The organism is Arthrobacter wenxiniae (assembly GCF_013376105.1).
In the GTDB taxonomy this organism is placed as follows: Bacteria; Actinomycetota; Actinomycetes; order Actinomycetales; family Micrococcaceae; genus Specibacter; species Specibacter wenxiniae.
On sequence record NZ_JAAMFM010000001.1, the window covers coordinates 254492 to 276601 of the forward strand.

Consider the following 22110-nt stretch of genomic DNA (forward strand, 5'->3'; position numbering starts at 1 on the left):
AGGTCAGCCGAGCAGCGTGCGCTGGCGGTCCTTGTGCCCGGTGTACGTGGTGTAGGCCTGCTGCGTGGAGGCCAGGAGCGAGACTGATGAGACAGGCACGTCCCACCAGGATTCGGAGCTGGGTGCGTCCAGCAGGGGGTCCGATTCCACGTGGATCAGCACCGGCCCGCCGTCCTCGGGGGCGGCCTTGGCCGCCGTGACCGCGGCTTCCAGCTCCGCGACCACGTTCCCGCCCGGGGCCACGCGGATGACCTTCACGCCCAGGCTTTCGGCGTTCAGGGCCAGGTCGATCGGCAGCTTTTCGCCGTCGTCGAAGGTGTGGTGTTCGGCGTCGAGCGTGCGGTACTTGGTGCCGAAGCGCTGGGAGCCCAGCTGCTCGGACAGCGCCCCAATGGAGGCGTAGCCGTGGTTTTGGATCAGCACCACAATGAGCTTGATCCTCTCGGCGACGGCGGTGACGAGTTCGGTGTGCATCATCAGGTAGGAGCCGTCCCCCACCATGACGACGACGTCGCGCCGGGTGCCGCCGCCGGCCGCCTCCGCGATGGCCGCCCGCTTGACGCCGAGCCCGCCGGGGATTTCATAGCCCATGCAGGAGTATGCGTATTCCACGTGGTAGCCGAAGGGGTCCCGGATGCGCCACATCTTGTGCAGGTCCCCGGGCAGGGAGCCGGCGGCGCAGATGACCACGTCGGCGGGGTCCATGGCGCGGTTGGTGGCGCCGATGATCTCGTTCTGCGAGGGCAGCGGGGTGTGGCGGGTGTCGAAGGCCTCATCGACGACGGCGTCCCAGCGCTTCTTCTGCGCGGCCACCGTCCGCTCCAGGTCGGCCCCGACGCGGTAGCCGCCCAGGGCGGCGTTCAACTTCAGGAGCGCCTTGCGGGCATCCGCGACGATGGGCAGCGAGGTGCCGTGCTTGTAGGCGTCCAGCGGGGCGACGTTGATGTTGATGAAGCGCACGTCCGGATTCTGGAAGGCCGTGCGGGAGGCCGTGGTGAAGTCCTCGTAGCGGGTCCCGATGCCAATGACCAGGTCGGCGCCGGCCGCGACGGCGTTGGCCGCCGTCGTGCCCGTGGAGCCGATGGCGCCCAATGACTGCGGATGGTTCCACGGCAGCACGCCCACGCCCGCCTGGGTGTTGCCCACCGGGATGCCGGTGGCCTCGGCCAGCTTGGCGAGCTCGCCCTCGGCGTAGGCGTACAGGACGCCGCCGCCGGCCAGGATGAGCGGGTTTTTGGCCTCCCGGATGGCGTCGGCGGCGCGGCGGATGTCGTTGTCGTCCGCGTCCGGGCGGCGGATTCGCCACTCGCGCGGGGCCAGGAACTCCTCCGGCACGGCCAGCGCCTCGGCCTGGACGTCCTGCGGGAGGGAGATGGTCACGGCCCCGGTGTCCGCCGGGTCGGTGAGCACGCGCAGGCCGTTCAGCAGCGCGGAGAACAGCTGCTCCGGGCGGGAGACCCGGTCAAAGTAGCGCGAGAGCGGGCGGAAGGCGTCGTTGACTGACACGTCACAGGCGTCGGGGCGCTCGAGCTGCTGGAGCACGGGGTCCGCGGCGCGCGTGGCGAAGACGTCGCTGGGCAGCAGCAGCACGGGCAGCCTGTTGGTGGTGGCCAGCGCCGCGCCGGTGAGCAGGTTCGTGGAGCCCGGCCCCACGGAGGTGCTCACGGCAAAGGTGGCGCGGCGGCGGGTGTGCCGGGCATAGCCGGCGGCCTGGTGCGACTGCGCCTGCTCGTTGCGGCCCTGGTAGTAGGGCATGAGCGCGGGGTCGCTGACCTGGTACTGCTTGAGGGCCTGGCCCACCCCGGCCACGTTGCCGTGCCCGAAGATGCCAAACATGCCGGGGATGAGCCGGCCGCGGTAGTCCCCGGTGCCCACCGAATCCGTGGTGAACTGGTTTCCCAGGAACTCCACCACGGCCTGGGCCACCGTCATCGTGCGTGTTCCTGTTCCCATGTGTCTCATTCCTGTCCTTCTGTGGTGCGGTTCAGCAGGGACGCCGCGATGGCAACGGCCCCGGCAACGTCCCCGTCCTGGGGGTAAAGCAGGGTGCGGCCCACGGTCAGCCCCTGGACTCCGGGCAGCGCCAGGGCGGCGCCCCAGCTGGCGAAGACCTCGTCGGGCCCGGCGTCCGGGTCCCCGCCCAGCAGCACGGTGGGCATGGTGGTGGCGGCCATGACGCGTTCCATGTCCGCCACCACGGGAAGCTTCATCCAGGTGTAGGCGCTCGTGGATCCCAGCCCGGAGGCGATGGCCACGGACTTGATGACGGCGTCGGTGGAAAGGTCGTTGCGGACGCGGCCGTTTTCGCGCACCGACAGAAACGGCTCCACCATGGCGACGAGCTTGCGTTCGGCCAGCGAGTCGATGGCCTTGGCCGTGGCCTCCAGCAGCGCAACGGTGTCCGGGTCGCCCAGGGCGATGCGGGTGAGCATCTTGCCGCCGTCGGCCCCGAAGGCGGCAAGGGCCGCGGCCGTGTGCCCGGTGAAGCGGTCGTCAAGTTCATTGACCAGCCCGGCCAGGCCGCCGCGGTTCATGGACCCAAACACCAGCTTGCCCTCAAGCGCGCCGAGCAGCAGGAGGTCGTCCATGATGTCCGGCGAGGCGAGGACGCCGTCCACGGCCGGGTTCGCCAGCGCGATTTGCAGCCGGTCCAGCAGTTCCCGCCGGTCCGCCATGGCCGTGGGGTTGTCCCCCACGGAGATGGCGCCGCGGGCCGGGTGGTCCGCGGCCACGATGAAGTTCTGCAGGCCTGACTTCGGCCCGGGGTGGCGGCGGCGGGCCTTCGCGGCCCGGGCCACTGCGCCCGGGTCCTCCAGGCGCAGGGTGGTCAGGTGGGCATAGCGGCGGGGATCGGTGTCCGCCCCGGTGGCAGCAGGGGCCGCGGCGGCAGGGGTGCTCACTTGATGACCCCTGCCGTGGCTGCCCCGGATTCGGCGGCTTCGGGCGTCCCGGGAGCCGCGGTCCCGGGCACCAGCCGGCCGCGGTCGGCGAGCAGTGAGGTGACCTCTTCCGGCGTCGGCATCGCGTCGGCGCAGGAGAGGCGGGAGGCCACGATGGCGCCGGCGGCGTTGGCGTAGTCCAGGATCTGGGCCAGCGGCCAGCCGGCCAGCAGGCCGTGCACAAAGGCGCCGCCGAAGGAGTCGCCGGCGCCGAGGCCGTTGACGGTTTCCACGGGGACCGGGGCGGAGACCACGCGTTCGGTGGCGGTCTTGGCCATGACCCCTTCGGGGCCGAGCTTGACCACGGCGATCTCAACCCCGGCGGCCAGCAGCCGGTCCGCCTGTTCGTCCGGCGTCCCCACGCCCACGGCGACGGCGCATTCCTTGTCATTGCCGATGGCGACGGTGACGTGCGGGAGGATCCTGGCCACCTGTTCGCGGGCGTCCTCCTCGGAGTCCCAGAACATGGGCCGGTAGTCGAGGTCCAGGATGGTGTGCTGGCCCTCCCGCAGCGCGGCACGGGGGCGGGCCAGGTGCGCGGCGAGGTGCGCGCCGCGGCTGGGCTCCTGGCACAGGCCGGTGACGGTGGACCAAAAGACGCGGGCATCCCTGATGGCGGCAGTGTCCAATTCATCTGCGGCGATCTGCCAGTCCGGAGCTGTGGGGAGCCGTCCGTAGAAGTACAGCGGGAAGTCCTCCGGCGGCTTGATGGCGCAGAAGGTGACCGGTGTTTGCAGGCGGGCCACCGGGCAGACAAACGAATCGTACACGTTGAACTTCTTCAGCTCGCGGTGGAGGTACCGGCCAAACGAGTCGTCGCCGGTCCGGGTGACGACGGCTGTTGCCCGGCCGTGCCGTGCGGCGGCGACGGCCACGTTGGTGGCGGAGCCGCCCAGGTATTTGCCGAAAGACGTGACGTCCTCCAGGTCCACGCCAATGTCATTGGGATAGATGTCGACGCTGATGCGCCCGATGGTAATCAAATCGTGGATCACGTTGATCAAAAGGACCTTTCACTGGGGAACGCGCCTTGGTTTCAGGATGCTGCCGGGGTGGACCCCCGCGTTGCGCCCGCCGCGTGATGGCCGACACAGCTACTACTTTGCATGAAATTTCATGTCCTGTCAAAGGTTTGTTCTGACATAAGCACATTAAGAATTACAGCCGTCCGCGGGGCGGCCGCGGACAGGTGGGGCTCAGGCCCCGGGGCCGGCCGGGATGGCAAGTTCGCCGGTGGCATACTGGGCGCGCCCAAAGCCGAAGGACCAGTCGTCCGCAGTGTTTTCGACGTAGCCGATGAACACATCCTGCCCGGGCACGCCCACCGCGGCAAGGCGTTCGGCGATGGCGGCAAAAAGCCCCTGCTTGGCCGCGGGCGGGCGCCCCTCCTGCGTGAAAATTTGGATCATGACCACGCCGCTGCCGCGCTCAAACCCCAGCCCGGCATCCTGGGCGACAAGCTGCCCCGCCTTGTGTTCACTGAGGATGTGGAAGTAGTCCCGCTCCGGAATGCCGTATTCGGCGAGGATGCCGTCATGAATGGCGCGGCTGAGCGCCCTCAGTTCCCCGGGCGTGCGGCCTTCATTGACATCAATGCGTACCAATGGCATCTTCACACCCCTTTGATAGTTTGTCCTGTCATACTATCAAAGTTAATGAAATTTGCCATCCTTACCCACAAAAGATCCCCGGAAGCGTCCGCTCCCGGGGATCGCCGTCTTCAAGCCGTTAGAAGGTTCCCCATGCTGCGATGCCGTCCATGGCCCCGGCTGCCCGCAGTTCCGCGGCGCGGGCCGGCGTCGCCAGCAGCGATTCGCCGTCCGCGGTGACAATTTCGCGTTCGCCCAGAAATGCCACGTCCGCGAGGATCTGGTCCCAATGCCGGTACTGGACGTCGTGCCCCTCACCGTCGTAGACCCGTTCATGCGCCACGCGGCGCAGCTGGGAGCGCCACCGCAGCCTGTGTTCGGCGGGCACCAGGGGGTCCGCCGAACCCCAGTAGAGGAATGACGGCGCGCAAACACTGGAGAGATCGGGCAGGGTCGCGCTGCGGTACAGCTCGAAGGCCTGCCGGAGGCCGTCGGGCGGGGTGTCCCGGCCAAGGGCAAATGAGCCCCGCACGGCCTCCTCGATGGCCGAATCGGTGAAGCCGGGGATGTGGTGGACGGAGCTTTCCGGCGGAAACGTCCACCAGTCAACGGGGTGTGCGGCGATCTTCCCGGCATCGAAGGATGCGGTGGTTCCCGCCCTGCCGTCCGAAAAGGCGCAGGCCAGGTGGAGGGAGCGGATTCGTTCCGGCTGCGCCGCGGCCAGATGGGCGGCGTAGGGCCCGCCGCCGGAAATGGCGACGACGGACGCCTCCGCGATGCCGAGCGCATCCAGCACGCTCCACACGTCCTCGGCGTATTCGGCAAAGCCCACGGCGGGGTCAAATGCCGTCCCACCCAAACCATTGCGTTCCACGGAGATGACGCGCACGCCCAGTTCCTCGCGCAGTGTGCGTGCAAATTCCAGCAGCCCGAAAGCCCTTACGGTGGTCCCGGCACCGCCGAGGAACACCAGCGGCGTCCAGCCGGGCCGCCCTTCGTCGATGTAGTTGGCCAAGCGCCCTGAAGCAACGCGCATGCTGCGCAGCTGTGGGCCCAGCGGGTCGAAGTCCTTTTGCAGCAGCCGCGTCGCGTTCATTCCCGCATCCCCCTGTATCGAATTCATGAGTAGTTGTAAAAGCCGCGGCCGCCCTTGCGTCCCAACAAGCCGCTTTCCACCATGCGCATCAACAGCGCCGGCGGGGCGAGGTGTGGCATCTTGAATTCCGCATACAGGGATTCGGCAATGTGCAGCGCGGTGTCGAGGCCCACCAGGTCGGTCAACCGCAGCGGTCCCATGGGGTGCGCGCAGCCTTCCACCATGCCGGCGTCGATGTCCTCGGCCGTGGCGAACCCGGCTTCCAGCATGCGGATGGCACTGAGCAGGTAGGGAACCAGCAGGGCGTTGACCACGAAGCCGGCCCGGTCCGGGGCCGTGATGACTTTTTTGCCCAGCACGAACGAGGCGTAGTCCCGGGTGCGCTCCAGGGCGCCGGCGGAGGTCAGCAGGGACGGCACCAGTTCCACCAGGTTCAGCACGGGCACCGGGTTGAAGAAGTGCATGCCCAGCACCTGCCCCGGCCGCGACGTGGCCGAGGCGATCCGGCCGATGGGGATGGAGGAGGTGTTGGAGGCCAGGATGGCGTCCGGGTCCATGACGGCGGCGTCGATCCGCCGAAAGGCGTCCAGCTTGAGGCCGGGGAGCTCGGGCACGGCCTCAATGACCAGTTGGCGGTCGGCAAAGGCCTGGAAGTCCGTGCCGATGCCGATCCTGGAGAGTGCGGCCTCCCGGTCCTCCCCTCCCAGCCTTCCCGAGGACACGGCCCGTTCCAGGGACGCGGTGATCCGCGCCAGGCCGGCGGCCGCGGCATCGTTGTTCATTTCAACCACGACGACGTTACTGCCGGCCCGCGCGCACACCTCGGCGATGCCGGACCCCATGAGGCCGGCACCCAGGACACCCACCCGTTCGATTGCTGCCATGGCTGCTATCCGTCCGTCCGGTTCAGGGCCGCGTAGGCCAGCTGTTCGATCAAGAGCGATGACGCCGCGGAGGATTCCGCCACCGCGTCAATGGCCGCCTTGGTCCAGGCGACTGCCATGGCCGGTTGCGTGGCCAGGAAGGACGCCCGTTCCAGGGCCACCGCCAGGACCTCGGCCGGGGGGACCACCTCGCGCACCAGGCCCAGCCGATGGGCCTCGCCGGCCGGGAACCTCTCTCCGAACAGGATGATCTCCCGGGCCAGAGCCGGACCCAAGGCGCGGACCAGCCGGGTAAGCCCGCCAGAGCTGGGAAGGATGCCCAGCCCCACCTCGGGCAACCCGAATTGGGCCGTGTCCGCAGCCACCCGGATGTCGCAGGCCAGTGCCAGCTCAAAGCCGGCGCCCAGGCAGTAGCCCGAGACGGCGGCGAGGGTCGGCTGCGGGAGCCGGGACACGACGTCGTACACGGAACCGCTGCCCCGGTAGTAGGCGGCAATCCGGTCAGGGGTCATCTGGGGCAGCTCGGACGTGTCCGCGCCGGCGGAGAACGCCCGCTCGGAGCCGGCGAACACAATGGCGCGGGCGGCCCGGACCAGGGGCGTGTGGAGGGCGTCCAGCAGGGCCTGTTCCAGCCCGGTGGACAGTGCGTTCAGCTTGGCCGGGCGGTTGAGCCGCAGGACCACGACGGCGCCGTGCTCCTGCAGCTCAACCAGCGGCTCCGTGTCAGGGAATGTCACTGCGGGACGGCCCCGGCGTACCCGAGGAGTCCTTCGGCGCCGCGCTTGCTGATTTCGTTGCCGATGATGACGGTCTGGATCTCCGAGGTGCCCTCCCAGATGCGGTCCACGCGCAGCTCGCGCCACAGCCGTTCCACAGGGTTCTCACGCATGTAGCCGCGGCCGCCGAAAATCTGCAGGGCGTTGTCCACGCAGCGGTTCGAGGCCTCGGACGCGCCCAGCTTGATGACGGCGGCCTTGGCATTGAGCAGCTTGCGGTCCATGCCCTGGTCGGCCTCCCACGCCACCTGGTAGGTCAGCACCCGGTTGGTCATGATGTCCACCGTGTTCTGGGCCAGCATGCGCTGAATGAGCTGGAAATCCAGGATGGGCTTGCCAAACTGCACGCGCTCCTTGGCAAAGTCAGCTGCCAGCAGGGTGGCACGCTCGGCGGCACCGATGGTGCGCGCGGCGATCATGAGGCGCTCCTCCACAAACCAGTCGCGAGTCAGCTCGTAGCCTTGGCCGATCTCGCCCAGGATCTTCTCAGCCCCAACCCGGACATCCTCAAACAGGAATTCCGGGTGCTCGTAGACAAAGGTGTGGGTGTAGCGGGGTGTGCGTTTGACGGAGACGCCGGGCAGGTCCTTGTCGACAAGGAACATCGTGGGTGCGCCATCCACGCTGGCCAGCAGCAGGATGAAGTCGGCCGCGTCGCCGACCGTGACAAACCACTTTTCGCCGTTGATGATGTAGGAGTCGCCGTCCTTGACGGCCTTGGTCTGGATGTTTTGCGGGTCCGAGCCGGCTTCGGGTTCGGTGATGGCGACGGCGTCGCGGCGTTCGCCGTTGATCTCGGGGATCAGGTACTCTTCGCGCTGGGCGGGCGTGCACGCCTTCAGCGCGTTGGCGGGCCGCCACATGGTGTCCCACAGGGCGCCTGTCAGTTTGCCGACTTCCTCCGAAACGATGGCGTGTTCCAGCGTGTTCAGCCCCGCGCCGCCCCATTCGGCGGGCATGTTGATGGCGGCAAGGCCGTGGTTCTTGATGAGCTGCCTGACCTTGTCATGCTGTTCGTCGGTGAGACCGTTGTTCATTTCGCAGTCGAGTTCATACTGCTTCATCTCTTCGGTCCAGGCGATGGCGCGCTGCTTGAGTTCGATCTGGCGGGGGGTGAACCGGAAGTCCATGGTGTTCTGCTTTCTTCAGTGGCGGGTGGAATGGAAGTGCTGGGGACGTGGGAAGTGCTAGTCGAGGACGATGCGGGCGTCCAGGGCGATGGCCCGGTCCGGCAGCGCGGCGACAGGGTTGCATTCGATTTCGCTGATTTCGGGGTGTTCGGCAGCCAGCACGGACAGTCGGGCCACGACGTCGGCCGCCGCGTCCAGGTCCACGGGCGCCCGGCCGCGGGCCCCGGTCAGCAGGGCCGCGCCGCGCAGTGAAAGCAGCAGCCCGCGCGCCTGTTCCCGGGTCACCGGTCCCAGCGCGCACCGCACGTCCCGGAGGACTTCGGCGAACACGCCACCCAGTCCCACGAGAACGATCGGTCCGAAGCGCGGGTCCCGTCGGACGCCGACCAGCAGTTCCACGGCGCCGGAAAGGTTTGCCATCTCCTCCAGGGAGCACGACGACGGCGCGAGCCGGGCCTGCACGTCGTTCCAGGCGTCTTCGAGGGCGGGGGGGTCTGCGATGCCAAGCACCACACCGCCGCGGTCGCTCTTGTGTTCGTCGCCGAGCGCCTTGAGCACGAGCGGGTAGTTCAGCCCGCGGGCCGCTGACAGGAGGTCTTCCCGCGTGGCCACTTCGGCGGCCGGGACGAAGGGGATGCCGGCACCGGCCAGCAGCCTGCGCGAGAGGTGGTAGCCGGTGTCCTCGACGGGCGTGGCCGGCGCTGGGAGGCCCGGCACGCCAGTGGCCGGTTCCGTGCGGCGGCGGGCCAGCCGGCCCAGCACCCAGGCAGCCTCCTCGATGCCACGGTAGACCGGGACCCCGCCGTCACGCAGGGCATCGGCGGCGGCGGATTCCCAGTTCATGGTCTGGACCACCACGGTTCCGCCGCGCGCAGCCGTCGAGGAGGCCATCGCGTGTGCCGCGGTGATCTCCTTCGCCGCCAGTTCCGGGCCGTAGGAGCCGTAGCCGCCGAAGTACCCGCTCATGAGGGTGGCGTCGACGGCGTCGCTGGCGGTGAGGTGGTCCAGCACCCGGGCGAAGCACATGATGTCCTGCTCGCCGCCGCCGGCCACGTCCACCGGGTTGCTCACGGCAGCCGTGGGGGGCAGTTCCGCGGCCAGGGCGGCCTGCAGGTCCGCGGGAAATTCCACGACGTCGAGCCCTTGCGTGGCGGCACTGTCGCTGGCGACGGACGCCTGCCCGCCGCCGTCGGCGAAAACGGCGGTCCGGGACCCGGCCGGCACCTTGCTGCGGACAAGGGCCTGCAGCAGATGCGCCATCTGGGCCGGCGACGTGACCTGCTCGATCCCGGCGGCCCGGCAGGCGGCCTCGACAACGATCCCCGAGGACACCATGGCGCCCGTGTGGGACTTGGCGTTGCGCACCGACGCGTCGGTGGCGCCGACCGTGAGCAGGACAACCGGCTTCCCTGCGGCGGCGGCCTTCGCGGCGGCGCGGGCAAAGCGCCGGCCGTCGCGGAAGTCCTCGCAGTAGACGGCGATGGCGGCGGTGCCCTCGTGTCCGGCATAGGCCTCGATGAGGTCGGCGGCGTCCAGGTCCGCCTGGTTGCCGAGGCTCGCAAAACGCGAGACGCCCAAGCCGTGGTCCGCCAGGAGCGCACACAGCTCCAGGGCCAGGTTCCCGCTCTGCGAGATCACCCCGATGTTCCCTAGGGGGAATTCATTCGAGGCCAGCGTCAGTCCGGTGGTGTGGTCCAGGACGCCGAGGCAGTTGGGACCGAGCATGCGCGCTCCGGCTGCCAGCACCTTTGCGGTGATGCGCTGCTCCAGCGCGAGGCCCTCGCCGCCGGCTTCGCCCAAACCGGCGCTGATCCCCACGATTGCCTTGGCACCGGCGGCGAGCGCGTCGTCGACCGCCGCCTCAAAGCCGGCGGCCGGGACGGCGATGACGGCCAGGTCCACGGGGCTGCCGACTGCGCTGACGCTGGGCACGGTGGGCAGCCCCAGCACCGTGCTGCGGGTGCGGTTGACCAGGTGGACCGGGCGGGAGCCCTTCAGCGCCTGCACGGCAATCCAGTTGCCGTACTTGCGGATGTCGTCGCTGGCGCCGACGATCGCGACGGCGTTGGGGGAAAACAGCGCGTCCAGGCCGGACGCCGAACCATGGCGGGCCGGGGCTGCGTTGTCGATGATGCTCGTCATCAGGGCTCCTTCGTGGGAACGGGACGGCCGGAGCCCCAAGCGTTGGCTCCGCCGTCAATGTCAATGGTGGTTCCGGTGATGTACCTGGCTGCGTCCGTGGCCAGGAACGCAATGACGTCGGAGACGTCTTCGGGGCGGCCCAGGCGCCCCAGCGGGACACCCTGCTCCCACCCCCGCCTGGCCTCGTCCGTGTACTGCTCCAGCCCTTCGCTTTCGATGCTGCCCGGTGCCACGGCGAGGGATCGGATGCCGTAACGGCTCCACTCCAAGGCCAGTCCCGAGGCAAGATTTTCGACGGCGGCGCGGGCCGCCGTCGCATGCACCATGCCGGGGATGCCGCGGTGCGGGGAGAAGGCCATGAAGACCAGCAGCCCGGAGCGGTTCGGGATCATGCTGCGCACGGCAACCTCGCGGGTGACGTTCCAGACGGCCTCAACGGAAAGCCGGTGGACGGCCCGCCATCCGTTGAGGCTGATGTCCTCCGCAGGGGCCTGAAACTGGCCGCCGGCATTGTTGACCAGCACGTCGATGCGCCCGTACTCTGCCAGCGCCCGGTCCACCAGCTCCGCCACCTGTTCAGCTTCGCGGATGTCCCCCGCCACGCAGATGGCCTCGGACCCGGCGGCACGGACGATGGCGGCCGTTTCCTCCAGCAGTGCCGCCCGGCGCCCGGCAAGGACCACCTTGGCGCCGGACCGCGCCATTGACAGGGCCGTGGCGCGGCCGATGCCCGTGCCCCCGCCCGTCACCAAGGCGATCCTGCCAGCCAGCGCCTCAGGATGGAGACTCGGGCCCTGCCCGCCACCGTTCACAGGGCCACCCCGTTTGGTTCGGCAGCGTAAACCTGACTGGGCAGCTGGAAGTTTGGCGTTGCGGACATGAGCGAGCGCGTATAGGCATGCTGCGGGTTCTCGAAAATGTCCGCCACGTCCCCGAACTCCACAATCCGGCCGCGCTCCAGGACCGCCACCTGCTGGGCGATGTTGCGCACCAGGGCGATGTTGTGGGTGATGAACAGCAGTGTCAGCCCCATTTCGGCCTGCAGTCCGCGCAGCAGGTCCACGAGGGAAGACTGTACCGAGACATCCAGGGCCGAGGTGATCTCATCGCAGATCAACACCTCCGGCTCGGTGGCCAGGGCCCGCGCAATGGCGACACGCTGGCGCTCTCCACCACTGAGCTGGTCCGGGTAGCGGCGGGCATGGTCCGGCCGCAGGGAGGCGCGTTCCAGCGCAGTGGCCACGATGTCCCTGGAGTTCTTCACCTTCCCGCGCACGGCCAGCACGGGCTGGAGGATCAGCTCCTCCACCGTGCGCCGGGGGTTGAGCGACTCGTAGGGGTTTTGGAAGATGTACTGGACGCGCCGGCGCTGCTCCCTGGTGCGCTTAAAGCTGCTGGTCGCCAGGGGTTCACCGGAGAGTTCCAGGCCTCCGGTGAAGTTGTGGTGCAGCCCGGCAATGCAGCGGCTCAGCGTCGTCTTGCCGGAGCCGGATTCGCCCAGCAGCGCCACGCAGTCCCCGGAATATACGGACAGGTTGATGTCTTCCAGGACGGTGAAATTGCCGTAGCCGGCCTTCAGCCCGCTGATGTCAATGACGGGCTTGTCCCCGTCGGCGCGCACGGACCGTTGCTGCTGCGGGCGCGCGATGGCCGGCGGCAGCGCGTTCCCCGCCTTGTAGCAGCGCACCTTGTGCCCCTCCCCCACATCGGTGGCTTCCGGCGGTGCCACGGTGCAGCCGGTGTCGGCGATGGGGCACCGCGGTGCGAAGGCGCAGCCCTGCGGCCGGGCCAGGGGCGACGGCGCGTTCCCGGGGATGCCGACCATGGGCCGGAGGGCGTCCAGGTCCGGCACGGCCAACAGCAGGCGGCTGGTGTAGGGGTGGGAGGTGTGGCCCAGAACGTCGGCTGTCCTGCCGATCTCCACGATCCGGCCGGAGTACATGACGGCGATGCGGTCGGCCAGTTCGGCGACGACGGCCATGTCATGGCTGATGTACACGGCGGCACAGTCATAGGTCTTGCACATGTCGCGCACGGTGAGCAGGACGTGCTCCTGCGTGCTGACATCCAGGCCCGTGGTGGGTTCGTCCATGACGATCAGGGCAGGCCGGGCGGTGAATGCCATGGCAATGGCCACGCGCTGCTGCTGGCCGCCCGAAAGTTGGTGCGGGTATCTGGCCAGGAATTCGTCGCCGTCCGGCAGTGCCACCTCCCGCAGCACCTCGCGGACCCGCTCCAGTTTGGTGACCGCGTCGCCTGAAAGGCATTCGCGCAGTTGGGTGCCGACCCGCAGAGCGGGGTTAAGGGCCGACGCCGGTGATTGCGGGATGTAGGCGACAGTCCTCCCCCGAAGTTCCCGCACTTTGCGCCACGGCAGGGCTGCCAGGTCAAGGTCATGGATGCTCACGCTTCCGCCGTCGACCCTGGTCCCCTCCTTGCAGTAGTTCAGCAGGGACAGCCCCAGCGTGGTCTTGCCGGAGCCGGACTCGCCAACCACGCCCAGGATTTCCCCGGGATGCACCTCCAGTGTGAGCTGGTCGATGATGCTGGCCATGGACGGGACGCCGACGATCTTAAGGGCGTCAACCACCAGGGTGGGTGCGACGGTGCTCATGCTTCGACTCCTTCGTCGCTGCCGATGGCAGCCTTGGCCAGGCCGTCGGTGACCAGGTTGGTGCCCACCGTCAGAAGCGCGATGGCGATGACGGGCAGGGCCACCGACCAGGGCGAAACGGTCAGGGCAACGCGATTTTCATTGATCATCAGGCCCCAGTCGGGGTTTGGCGGCTGCATGCCCAGACCCAGGAAGCTGAGACCGGCCACCAGGCCGATCGAGTAGGTCAGGCGGAGGCCGAATTCGACGGCGAGCGTGCTGCTCAGGTTGGGAACGATTTCCCCGACAATGATCTTCCAGCGCGGGATGCCGACGGATTCGGCGGCCTTGACGAAGTCACGTTCGACGACGGACATGGCCGCGCCGCGGACCACGCGGGCCACGCGCGGCAGGTGGCCCAGGGCCACCATGAGCACCAGCAGCCACAGCTTGGGGCCGATGATGGACAGGAACAGCAGGGCCAGCACGATCTGTGGAAAGGCGAGTGCAACGTCGCCGGTGCGCATGAGGGCCTCGTCCACCCAGCCGCGGCTGTACGCGGCCAGCACGCCGACCAGGGCGCCCAGCCCCACGCCGATCCCCGTGGCGAGCACCGAGAGGATCATCAGGGTTTGGCCGCCGGCCAGGAACCTGGAGAGCACGTCCCGGCCCAGGTTGTCGGTGCCGAAGGGGCCGCCGACGCCTGCCGGCGAGAACGGCGCCCCCACGAACTCGGTCGGTGAGTGTGGAGCAATGTAGGGGCCCAGGAAGGCGAGGGCGAAGATGAGCACGCTCAAGGCCAGGCCGACCACCGTCCGCTTGGACCTCAAGGCCCGGCGCAGCAGTCCCTTCTTGCGTGGGCCCCGCACCCGGGTGCCGGCGCACGGCCCTGCCGGCTGTGTTGCAACGGTGCTCATTGTGCCGTCCTAACTTTCGGGTTGGCCGCGAGCGTCACGACGTCGGCCAGCAGGTTCACGATGACGTAGAAGAGGGCGATGATGATGACCAGCGCCTGAATGACCGGCAGGTCCCTGTTGGTGACAGAGTCGATGAGTTCAAAGCCGATCCCCGGGAAGCGGAACAGGTATTCCACGATCACCACGCCGCCGATCAGCCACGCCAGCTGAAGGGCAATGACCTGGGCCACGGGGCCGATCGCGTTGGGGATGGCGCGGCGCCAGATCACTGTGCGCTCCGGCAGGCCCTTCAGGCGCGCCTGCTGGACGTACTGGCTGTCCAGGACCTCCAGCATGGTGGCCCGCATGATCCTGATGATGTATGGGGAGACGGCCAGCACCAGGGTGAGTACGGGAAGGACCAGCTGGTCCGGATGGCTCCAGACCTGCTCGCCGGGAATCTGCACGAACACCGCCGGGAAGAGGTGCAGCAGGCCGGTTGAAAGCAGAAGGACCAGCAGCACGCCGACCACGAATTCCGGCAGGGAGGCGAGCACCAAGGTGACGACACCCGTCACGTGGTCCATGGCGGTGTCCTTCTTCAGCGCACTCCAGGTGCCGATGACAATGGCCAGCGGGATGGCGATCACGGCGGAGGCAAACATGAGGACGGTGGAATTAAGAACCATCGGGCCAATGGTGCTGACGACCGGGTTGCCGCTGGCGAGGGAGGATCCCATGTTGAAGGTAACCACGTGGCCAAGCCAGCTGAAGTACTGTTCCGGCAGTGAACCCCCCAAGTGGAGCTGCGCACGCAGGGCCGCGAGCCGCTCCGGGGTGGCCTCGCGGCCCAGGATGGCCTGGGCAGCGTCGCCCGGAAGTGCCTGCGTGGCCAGGAAGACGACGATCGAGACAATCCACAGGGTAAAGAGACCAAACAGCGAGCGCCTGAACAGCATCCGGCTCATGCCGCCACCCTTGCGGGTCATTTGTTCATCCAAACGCTCCGGAAACCGAATGACGTAAGCGGGATGCCGCTCTTGTCCGGGCTGAATCCCTGGACTGCGGCGGAATACGCGTCAACGCTGTTGGGGAAGCCCCAGATGATGTAGCCGCCGTCGTTGAACTCGATCTGCTGGGCCTGCTGGATGAGCGCGCAGCGCGCCGTCATGTCGACGGTGGCGCTGGCCTTGTTGACCAGCTCGGACCAGACTTTGTTGTCCCAGTGCGTCTCGTTGTAAGGGGAATTGGTGAAGCCTGAAGCGGCTGTCTGGGGCAGGAAGTCACGCGTGAACCAGAAGTCCTGGGAGAAGTTCCACTGCAGGTACTTGTCGCCGTAGAACTCGCCGGGGTCCACCTTCTTGACGTTGACGGTGACGCCGGCCGCCTTGGCCTGCTGGGCGAAGACCTGTGCCGCCTCCACCATGCCGGCGGCGGCCGAGGACGTCACCAGATCCACGCTCAGGTTGGACTTGCCCGCCTCGGCGAGCAACTGCTTTGCCTTGGCGATGTCCTGGCTGCGCTGGGGGATGCCCTTGGGGTAGCAGGTGTCAAAGGGTGCGTACAGGTCGTTGCCGATGGTGCCATGGCCGCCGAGGACCTGGTCCACCATCTGCTTGCGGTCCACTATCAGCCGGAAGGCCTGGCGGACCTTGGGGTCGTTGAACGGCGGCTGGTCCACGCGCATGGTGAACGGCACCCAAGAGCCGGTGGCTGATTCAAGCACCTTCAGCGCCGGGTTGGCCTTGACAATGTTGATCTGGCCCAGCGGCAGCTGGTCGATGGCGTCCACCTGGCCGCCCAAAAGGGCATTGACGCGGGCGGTGTCATCGGGGAAGTCGATGATGGTGACGGCAGCCAGGTGGGGCTCGCCCTTGCGCCAGTAGTTCGGATTCTTGACAAATGTGCTCTGCTGGCCCGCGGTGAAGTCCTTCATCATGAAGGGGCCCGAACTGACGGGGTTCTTGGGGTCATAGCCCACTGGCACGATTCCGGTGCTGTACTGGGCCACGTTGTCCGGGAACGTGGCAAAGGGGGACTTGAAGGGGAAAACAATGGTTTGGGCATCCACGGCCTTCAGGCCGTCCCGGTTCAGGGTGGACAGGGCGCTGGCTCCGGCCATGGGGGCCTTTGGGTCCGTGATGCGCTTGAACGTAAAGATGACGTCGTTGGCCGTAATCGGCTTGTTGTTGCTGAATTTCAATCCGTCACGCAGGTGGACGGTCCAGGTCTTGGCGTCGGCGGAGGGCGTGATCTTGTCCGCCAGCGCCATCTCCACTTTGTGGTTGACGTCATAGGTGGCAAGCGTTTCGTAAAGTTGTATGACGCGCGCCTCGTCCGGATGGGTCACAGGAGAGTGGGCGTCGAGGCTGTCCTTGGCTGATCCCCCGACGATGCCCACCCGCAGGGTGCCCCCGTCCTTCGGAGTGGAATTGACGGCGGCGGCGGACGTGCCGGGGGCGGATGAGCAGCCGGCCAGGCCTATCATCGCGGCCGCCAAAAGGGTGGCTGTAACGGTGCGTAAAGTCTTGGGGCGCCGGGGAGCGGTCATAGCATTTGACTCCTGCAACAGTGAAGGAAAACTTGGGTCTCGTCACGTCTGACTGACGCGTCGATCATTTAGACAGCATTGTGGTTCCCATCACAGATGTCAAGAGTTAGCCGAAATATGGCGTTAGCCTGGGAATCAGAGTGGAATTTTACGTTCGAAAAGATTGCCATGATTTGACTGATGCGTCAGTTTCACGAATGGACTAGAGTCATCTCACAAGCATCCGCCGCGGTGAAGGATTTCTCATGAATGAAGCAATTGAAGCCCGAGGGAAGCCGGACCGCCGCAATGCGATCCTGGAGGCGGCGTGGCCGCTGATCGCCGAACGCGGCTACCACCACGTCCGCGTCCAGGACATCGCCGCGATCTGCGGAACCAGCACGGGGACCATCCACTACTACTTCCCGGGCAAGGACGACGTCCTGCGGGAGGCGTTGCGTTTCTGCGTGGACCAAGCTTTCATCCGGCAGGGGGCGGCGATGCGCCAGATCGACAACGCACGCAAGCGCCTCCTGGCGCTGATTGAGATGCAGCTGCCGGCAGGCGTGCAAGTGCGCAATGAATGGTCCATTTGGCTGCAGTTCTGGACCGAGACCTGCCTGAACCCCGAGCTCAGGTCGCTGCACAACGACTTTTACGAGCGGTGGCTGGACGCCGTGGAGCGCACCGTCCGCCGCGGCCAGCGACAGGGGATCTTCCGCGAGACCGATCCCGTCGTGTTTGCCCGCCTGTTGACATCGGCCACGGACGGCGCTGCCATCAAGATCCTGACGGGCGCCCCCAACATGAGCGTAGATTCCATGCGCCAAATGTTGGTCAATATCATTGACACCCACCTGGGCCTCCAGCAAACAGGCAGCGCCTTGGCCGAGCCCGCTGCCTCCGGAACGGCATGATGGCGTTCCCGGCCGCCACGCAGGCGGCGTGGGCGGAGCTGCGCGCACGCACCGCCGCCCGCCTGACGGCGTGGAAAAGGGAAGCGGTGCCGGACTTCGACGGCATCCGGCGCGCTGCCGTGGCCATCACACTCTACGAAAGGAACGGCCAGCCTCACTTCCTGATGATCAAGCGCACCTCCCGCGGTTCCAATCCCGGCCAGTGGGCGCTGCCCGGAGGGAAGCTGGATCCCGGCGAGACGCTGGTGGAAACGGCGCTGCGCGAACTACGGGAGGAGACAGGCCTGCAGGCCTCTGCCGATGACGTGGTGGGGCTGCTGGACGATTTCAGCGCATCGCGCGGAATGGTCATCACACCCGTCGTGGTCAGCCTGAACGGACCGCAGCGTGCGCGACGCAACCCAACTGAAGTGGCCTCGCTCCACCCCGTGCCGCTGGCCCGGCTGCACGCCCCTGGGGTGCCCCGTTGGAAGGACACAGCGGACGGCCCTCTTCTACAGATGCCGTTGCGTCACGACATGGTGGTCCATGCCCCCACCGGTGCCATATTGTGGCAGTTTGCCTCGGTCTGCCTGAAAGGCGAATGCCTCCGCGTCCACGCGACACTCGAGCCGGCCTTCACCGCGAACTAAAGCCCCTAAACCGCTTGCCCAGGTTAACAAGTTAACCGTGTGCCGCGCCGCGGCCCGGGCCACCCCGGGCGTAGGCTGGACGTCTCGGATGAAGTATCGATTCAATGGGCAGTTAAGGTTGGGCAGTCACAGCAACGCCATGACAGACGCAGACACCACCGCGGACAACGCCACCCTCCTGGCATCACTGGGCCGGCTTTCCCCGCAATTGAGAACAATCTTTTGGCCCCTCATGTGGGGCCTGCTCAGCGCACTGGCCGCCAGCGTCGTGGCCCTCCTGGTCCCGCAGGTGTACCGCGTGCTCGTCAACTCGGCCCTGCAGCCGGGCAACGGGACGAAGGGGTTGTGGACGGGGGCCGCTGTCGTGCTTGGCCTGGGCATCCTGGAGGCCGGGCTCATCGCGCTGCGCCGGCAGTTCGTCATTGTCCCCGCCACCACTGTGGAAACGCGCATGCGCACCGGCTTCTACCGGCACCTGCAGTCCCTCGCCGTGGAATTCCACGACCGCTGGGGCTCCGGGCAGCTCCTCAGCCGCGCCATGAGCGATTTGAACTTCATGCGCCGCTGGCTCGCGTTCGGGGCAATCATGCTGGTGGTCACGGCCCTGACGGTGGCGATTGGCGTGGCCCTCATGTTTGCCATGAGCTGGGAGCTGGGACTGATCTTCGTGGCCGCGGCCGCGCCGATCGTGGTCTTCGGCTTCAGGTTCCGGCAGTCCTACGGGCTGGTGAGCCGCAGGAGCCAGGACCAGGCGGGCGACCTCGCCACGGCCGTGGAGGAATCCGTCCACGGCATCCGCGTGCTCAAGGCGTTCGGGCGCGGCCGCGAGGCGCTTGACGCCTTCGCCGGGCAGGCGCAGGAGCTTCAGGCCACCGAAATCCACAAGGCCAAGTCCCTGGCCGTGTTCTCGCTGGTGGTCACACTCCTGCCCGAGCTGGCCCTGGGCGCCGGCCTGGTGGTCGGCATCCTGTTGGTGTCCGGCGGCAGGCTCGACGTCGGCGCCCTCGTTGCGTTTTTCGCCACGGCTGCCGTCGTGGCCGGGCCCGTGGAGTCGATGGGCCCGCTCATGGCCATGACGCTGGCCGCCAAGACCTCCCTGGACCGGCACTTCGAGGTCATGGACGCCGTCAACACCATCGCGGATCCGGCCGCGCCGGTCCGGCTGGGTGCGGTCCGCGGCGCCCTCGAATTCCACGGCGTCCACTTCCACTACCCCGACACCCCTCCGGGCGCGAAGGACCTGCTGGACGGCATTGACCTCAAGCTCCGCCCGGGCGAAACCATGGCCCTGGTGGGCGTGACAGGCTGCGGCAAGAGCTCGCTGCTGAGCCTGGTGCCCCGGCTGTTCGACGTCACCGCGGGCCAGGTCCTGCTGGACGGCACCGACATCCGCCGCCTGTCCCTGGCCGAGCTGCGCCGGCACGTGTCCGTCGCCTTTGAGGACACCACGCTGTTCTCCAACTCCGTGCGCGAGAACGTCCTGCTCGGTGCCGCGGACCACCCGGGCCTCTCCCCCGAGGACGTCCTGGCCCAGGCCTTGGACGCCGCCCAGGCCGGCTTTGCCTACGCCCTGCCCGACGGCGTGGACACCCTCATCGGCGAGGAGGGCCTGAGCCTCTCCGGCGGGCAGCGCCAGAGAATTGCCCTGGCCCGCGCCATCGCCGCCCGCCCCGCCGTGCTGGTCCTGGACGACCCCCTCTCCGCCCTTGACGTGAACACCGAGGAGCGGGTGTCCAGCCGGCTGCGGGCCGTGCTGGCGGGGACCACAACGCTGATCGTGGCCCACCGCCCCTCCACCGTGGCCATGGCCGACCGCGCGGCACTGCTGCAGGACGGCCGGATCACGGCCGTCGGCACCCATGCCGAATTGCTCGCCGGCAACGAGCACTACCGCTACGTCCTGGCCAGCCTCACGGAGGAGCCCCGCGACCTGGACACGGGCCTGGACGACGAGCTGCCGGAGGACTTCGGGACCGGGCCGCTGCAAACCGTGCAGAAGGGGGCCCCGGCGTGAGCCGCGGCGAAAAGCGCAGGCCCGTTCCGGCGTCGAACATCACGGACGGTCCGCAGGGCACAGCCAACGAGGACCGCGTGGACCTCAGCCGCGCGGACAGCCGGGCCGTGCGCCGCCGATCGGTGCGCCTGCTGGGCACGCTGCTGCGCCCGGTGCGCCTCCGGTTTGCGGTCACGGTGGCGCTGGTGGTGCTGTCGCAGGCGGCGAAGGTGGCCGGCCCGCTGCTCATTGCGTACGGAATTGATTCCGCCCTGCCCGCGCTGAAAGGTGGAAACCGGCTGCCGCTTCTCGTCACGGGCGGCGGCTACGTGGTGGCGGCGCTGGCGGCGTCCTGGCTCACGGCCGCCTACCTGACGGCCACGGCCCGGCTGAGCCAGGCGATGCTGCTGGACCTGCGCATCCAGGTGTTCCGGCACACGCAGCGGCTGAGCATGGAATTCCACGAGAGCTACACGTCCGGACGGATCATTTCACGCCAGACCTCGGACCTGGAGGCGCTGCGCGAACTGCTTGACTCCGGCATTTCCTCACTCGCCTCCGGGCTGATCTTCATGGCGCTGACGGCGGTCAGCATCTTTTCCCTCGACTGGATCACCGGGTTTTTGGTCATGGCCTCCGCGGTCCCCATGTACGTCCTCTCGCGCTGGTACCAGAAGCGTTCGCAGGCCGCCTACCGGTCCTCGCGCGTGGTGTCGGCGCGGCTCATTGTCCACTTCATCGAAACCATGACCGGCATCCGCGCGGTGAAGGCGTTCCGCCGGGAGGAGGACAATGCCGCCCGCTACGACGAGCTGGCCGAGGACTACCGGCGCGTCACCGTCACTTCCATCAACCTCAACGGCGTGTTCCAGCCCGGCCTGGTCTTCATCGGCAATGTGGCCGTGGCGATGGTGCTGCTGGTGGGCGGCTTCCGCGTGCTGGGAGGCGCCCTGGAAGTGGGCGCGCTGCTGGCCCTGCTGCTCGCCACCAAGCGATTCTTCCAGCCCGTCAGCCAGATGGCCATGTTTTACAACTCCTTCCAGTCCGCCCAGGCCGCCCTGGAAAAGGTGTCCGGGCTGCTCGAGGAGGTTCCCACAGTGCGTCCCCCGCGCAACCCGGTCCCGCTGCCGGCCGCGCGCGGCGAGATCCGCTTCACCGGCGCCGAATTTGCCTACGGCAACGGGCCCATGGTCCTGCACCGCCTGGACCTGCACATCCCCGCCGGCCAGACCGTGGCCGTGGTCGGGGCCACGGGCGCCGGCAAGTCCACGCTGGCCAAGCTCCTGGCCCGTTTCTACGACGTTTCCTCCGGCTCCCTGACGCTCGACGGCGTGGAGTTGCGAGACCTGTCCACCGCGGACCTGCGCCGTGCCGTGGTGATGGTCACCCAGGAGGCCTTCCTGTTCAGCGGGACCGTGGCGGAGAATATCGCGCTGGGCAACCCCGCCGCCAGCCGGGCCGAGATTGAGGCGGCGGCCCGCGAGGTGGGCGCCGACGTGTTCATCCGCTCCCTGCCGGACGGCTACGACACCGACGTCAACAAGCGCGGGGGGCGGGTTTCGGCCGGGCAGCGCCAGCTCATTTCCTTTGCCCGGGCCTTTCTGGCCAACCCGGCGGTGCTGATCCTGGACGAGGCAACATCCTCGCTGGACATTCCCTCGGAACGGCTGGTGCAAAGCGGGCTGCACAGGCTGCTGGGAGCCTCCGCCGGGGCCGGCTCCCACGGCGCCGGTCCGGGGCGGACGGCGTTGATCATCGCCCACCGCCTCTCCACGGTGGCCATCGCGGACCGCGTCCTGGTGGTGCACGACGGCCGCGTCGTGGAGGACGGCACGCCGGCGGAGCTGATCGCCGGCGGCGGCCGGTTTGCCGACCTCCACGGGGCGTGGCAGGACTCCCTGGTTTAGCCGCGGCGGGTTTGCCAGGCGATTTCGCGTAACCGGCATCCGTCCGCTATTCTTGAGAGGTTGCTTTTCCAGACCTCAGTGTCATG

18 protein-coding genes are annotated in these 22110 nt (G+C 67.9%); 4 read left to right on the top strand and 14 right to left on the bottom strand.

Annotated features, from left to right (window positions below; translation table 11 throughout):
- Positions 1-3: 3 nt before the first annotated feature.
- The 14 genes from iolD to G6034_RS01305 form a co-directional block, all read right to left on the bottom strand.
- Entirely contained in the window at positions 4-1953 is a 1950-nt protein-coding gene (iolD, locus tag G6034_RS01240) for a 3D-(3,5/4)-trihydroxycyclohexane-1,2-dione acylhydrolase (decyclizing) (RefSeq protein ID WP_176633269.1), read from the bottom strand.
- A gap of 5 nt (positions 1954-1958) precedes the next feature.
- Positions 1959-2900, bottom strand: a complete 942-nt coding sequence (locus tag G6034_RS01245; RefSeq protein ID WP_176633270.1) for a Cgl0159 family (beta/alpha)8-fold protein — start codon at positions 2898-2900, stop codon at positions 1959-1961.
- Positions 2897-3934: a 5-dehydro-2-deoxygluconokinase gene (gene iolC, locus G6034_RS01250; protein WP_176633381.1), complete on the bottom strand. Its 1038-nt coding sequence runs from the start codon at positions 3932-3934 to the stop codon at positions 2897-2899. The genes G6034_RS01245 and iolC overlap by 4 nt, the downstream gene beginning before the upstream one ends.
- 201 nt (positions 3935-4135) lie before the next feature.
- Entirely contained in the window at positions 4136-4549 is a 414-nt protein-coding gene (locus G6034_RS01255; protein ID WP_176633271.1) for a tautomerase family protein, read from the bottom strand.
- Between the two features lie 118 nt (positions 4550-4667).
- A complete protein-coding gene (locus G6034_RS01260; RefSeq protein ID WP_176633272.1) occupies positions 4668-5624 on the bottom strand; it encodes an alpha/beta fold hydrolase in 957 nt (318 codons plus the stop codon).
- A gap of 23 nt (positions 5625-5647) precedes the next feature.
- Positions 5648-6508, bottom strand: a complete 861-nt coding sequence (locus G6034_RS01265) for a 3-hydroxybutyryl-CoA dehydrogenase (RefSeq protein WP_176633273.1) — start codon at positions 6506-6508, stop codon at positions 5648-5650.
- Between the two features lie 5 nt (positions 6509-6513).
- The gene (locus G6034_RS01270; protein ID WP_176633274.1) at positions 6514-7245 is read right to left on the bottom strand and encodes an enoyl-CoA hydratase-related protein; all 732 of its coding nucleotides are present in this window, start codon (positions 7243-7245) and stop codon (positions 6514-6516) included.
- On the bottom strand, positions 7242-8414 hold the full coding sequence (locus tag G6034_RS01275; RefSeq protein ID WP_176633275.1) for an acyl-CoA dehydrogenase family protein: 1173 nt from the start codon (positions 8412-8414) through the stop codon (positions 7242-7244). Before G6034_RS01275 ends, G6034_RS01270 begins: the two co-directional genes overlap by 4 nt.
- Positions 8415-8471: 57 nt before the next feature.
- A complete protein-coding gene (locus G6034_RS01280) occupies positions 8472-10556 on the bottom strand; it encodes an acetate--CoA ligase family protein (protein WP_176633276.1) in 2085 nt (694 codons plus the stop codon).
- Positions 10556-11305 carry an SDR family NAD(P)-dependent oxidoreductase gene (locus G6034_RS01285; protein WP_218063417.1) on the bottom strand — a complete coding sequence of 250 codons (750 nt, stop codon included), beginning with the start codon at positions 11303-11305 and terminating at the stop codon, positions 10556-10558. The genes G6034_RS01280 and G6034_RS01285 overlap by 1 nt, the downstream gene beginning before the upstream one ends.
- Before the next feature lie 59 nt (positions 11306-11364).
- Complete coding sequence (locus G6034_RS01290) at positions 11365-13170, bottom strand: ABC transporter ATP-binding protein (protein ID WP_176633278.1); 1806 nt, start codon at positions 13168-13170, stop codon at positions 11365-11367.
- Positions 13167-14066 (bottom strand): ABC transporter permease, encoded by a 900-nt coding sequence (locus G6034_RS01295; RefSeq protein ID WP_176633279.1) that lies wholly within the window; start codon positions 14064-14066, stop codon positions 13167-13169. The genes G6034_RS01290 and G6034_RS01295 overlap by 4 nt, the downstream gene beginning before the upstream one ends.
- Positions 14063-15034 carry an ABC transporter permease gene (locus tag G6034_RS01300; protein ID WP_246295192.1) on the bottom strand — a complete coding sequence of 324 codons (972 nt, stop codon included), beginning with the start codon at positions 15032-15034 and terminating at the stop codon, positions 14063-14065. The genes G6034_RS01295 and G6034_RS01300 overlap by 4 nt, the downstream gene beginning before the upstream one ends.
- On the bottom strand, positions 15031-16596 hold the full coding sequence (locus G6034_RS01305) for an ABC transporter substrate-binding protein (protein ID WP_176633280.1): 1566 nt from the start codon (positions 16594-16596) through the stop codon (positions 15031-15033). The genes G6034_RS01300 and G6034_RS01305 overlap by 4 nt, the downstream gene beginning before the upstream one ends.
- Before the next feature lie 245 nt (positions 16597-16841).
- On the opposite strand from G6034_RS01305, the gene G6034_RS01310 reads away from it, so the two are divergent.
- The 4 genes from G6034_RS01310 to G6034_RS01325 all read left to right on the top strand — a co-directional run bounded on the left by G6034_RS01310 (position 16842) and on the right by G6034_RS01325 (position 22024).
- Complete coding sequence (locus tag G6034_RS01310) at positions 16842-17492, top strand: TetR/AcrR family transcriptional regulator (protein ID WP_176633281.1); 651 nt, start codon at positions 16842-16844, stop codon at positions 17490-17492.
- Entirely contained in the window at positions 17489-18124 is a 636-nt protein-coding gene (locus G6034_RS01315) for an NUDIX hydrolase (RefSeq protein WP_218063418.1), read from the top strand. Before G6034_RS01310 ends, G6034_RS01315 begins: the two co-directional genes overlap by 4 nt.
- A gap of 139 nt (positions 18125-18263) precedes the next feature.
- The gene (locus G6034_RS01320; RefSeq protein WP_176633282.1) at positions 18264-20138 is read left to right on the top strand and encodes an ABC transporter ATP-binding protein; all 1875 of its coding nucleotides are present in this window, start codon (positions 18264-18266) and stop codon (positions 20136-20138) included.
- The gene (locus G6034_RS01325) at positions 20135-22024 is read left to right on the top strand and encodes an ABC transporter ATP-binding protein (RefSeq protein ID WP_425485437.1); all 1890 of its coding nucleotides are present in this window, start codon (positions 20135-20137) and stop codon (positions 22022-22024) included. Before G6034_RS01320 ends, G6034_RS01325 begins: the two co-directional genes overlap by 4 nt.
- Positions 22025-22110 lie beyond the last annotated feature (86 nt).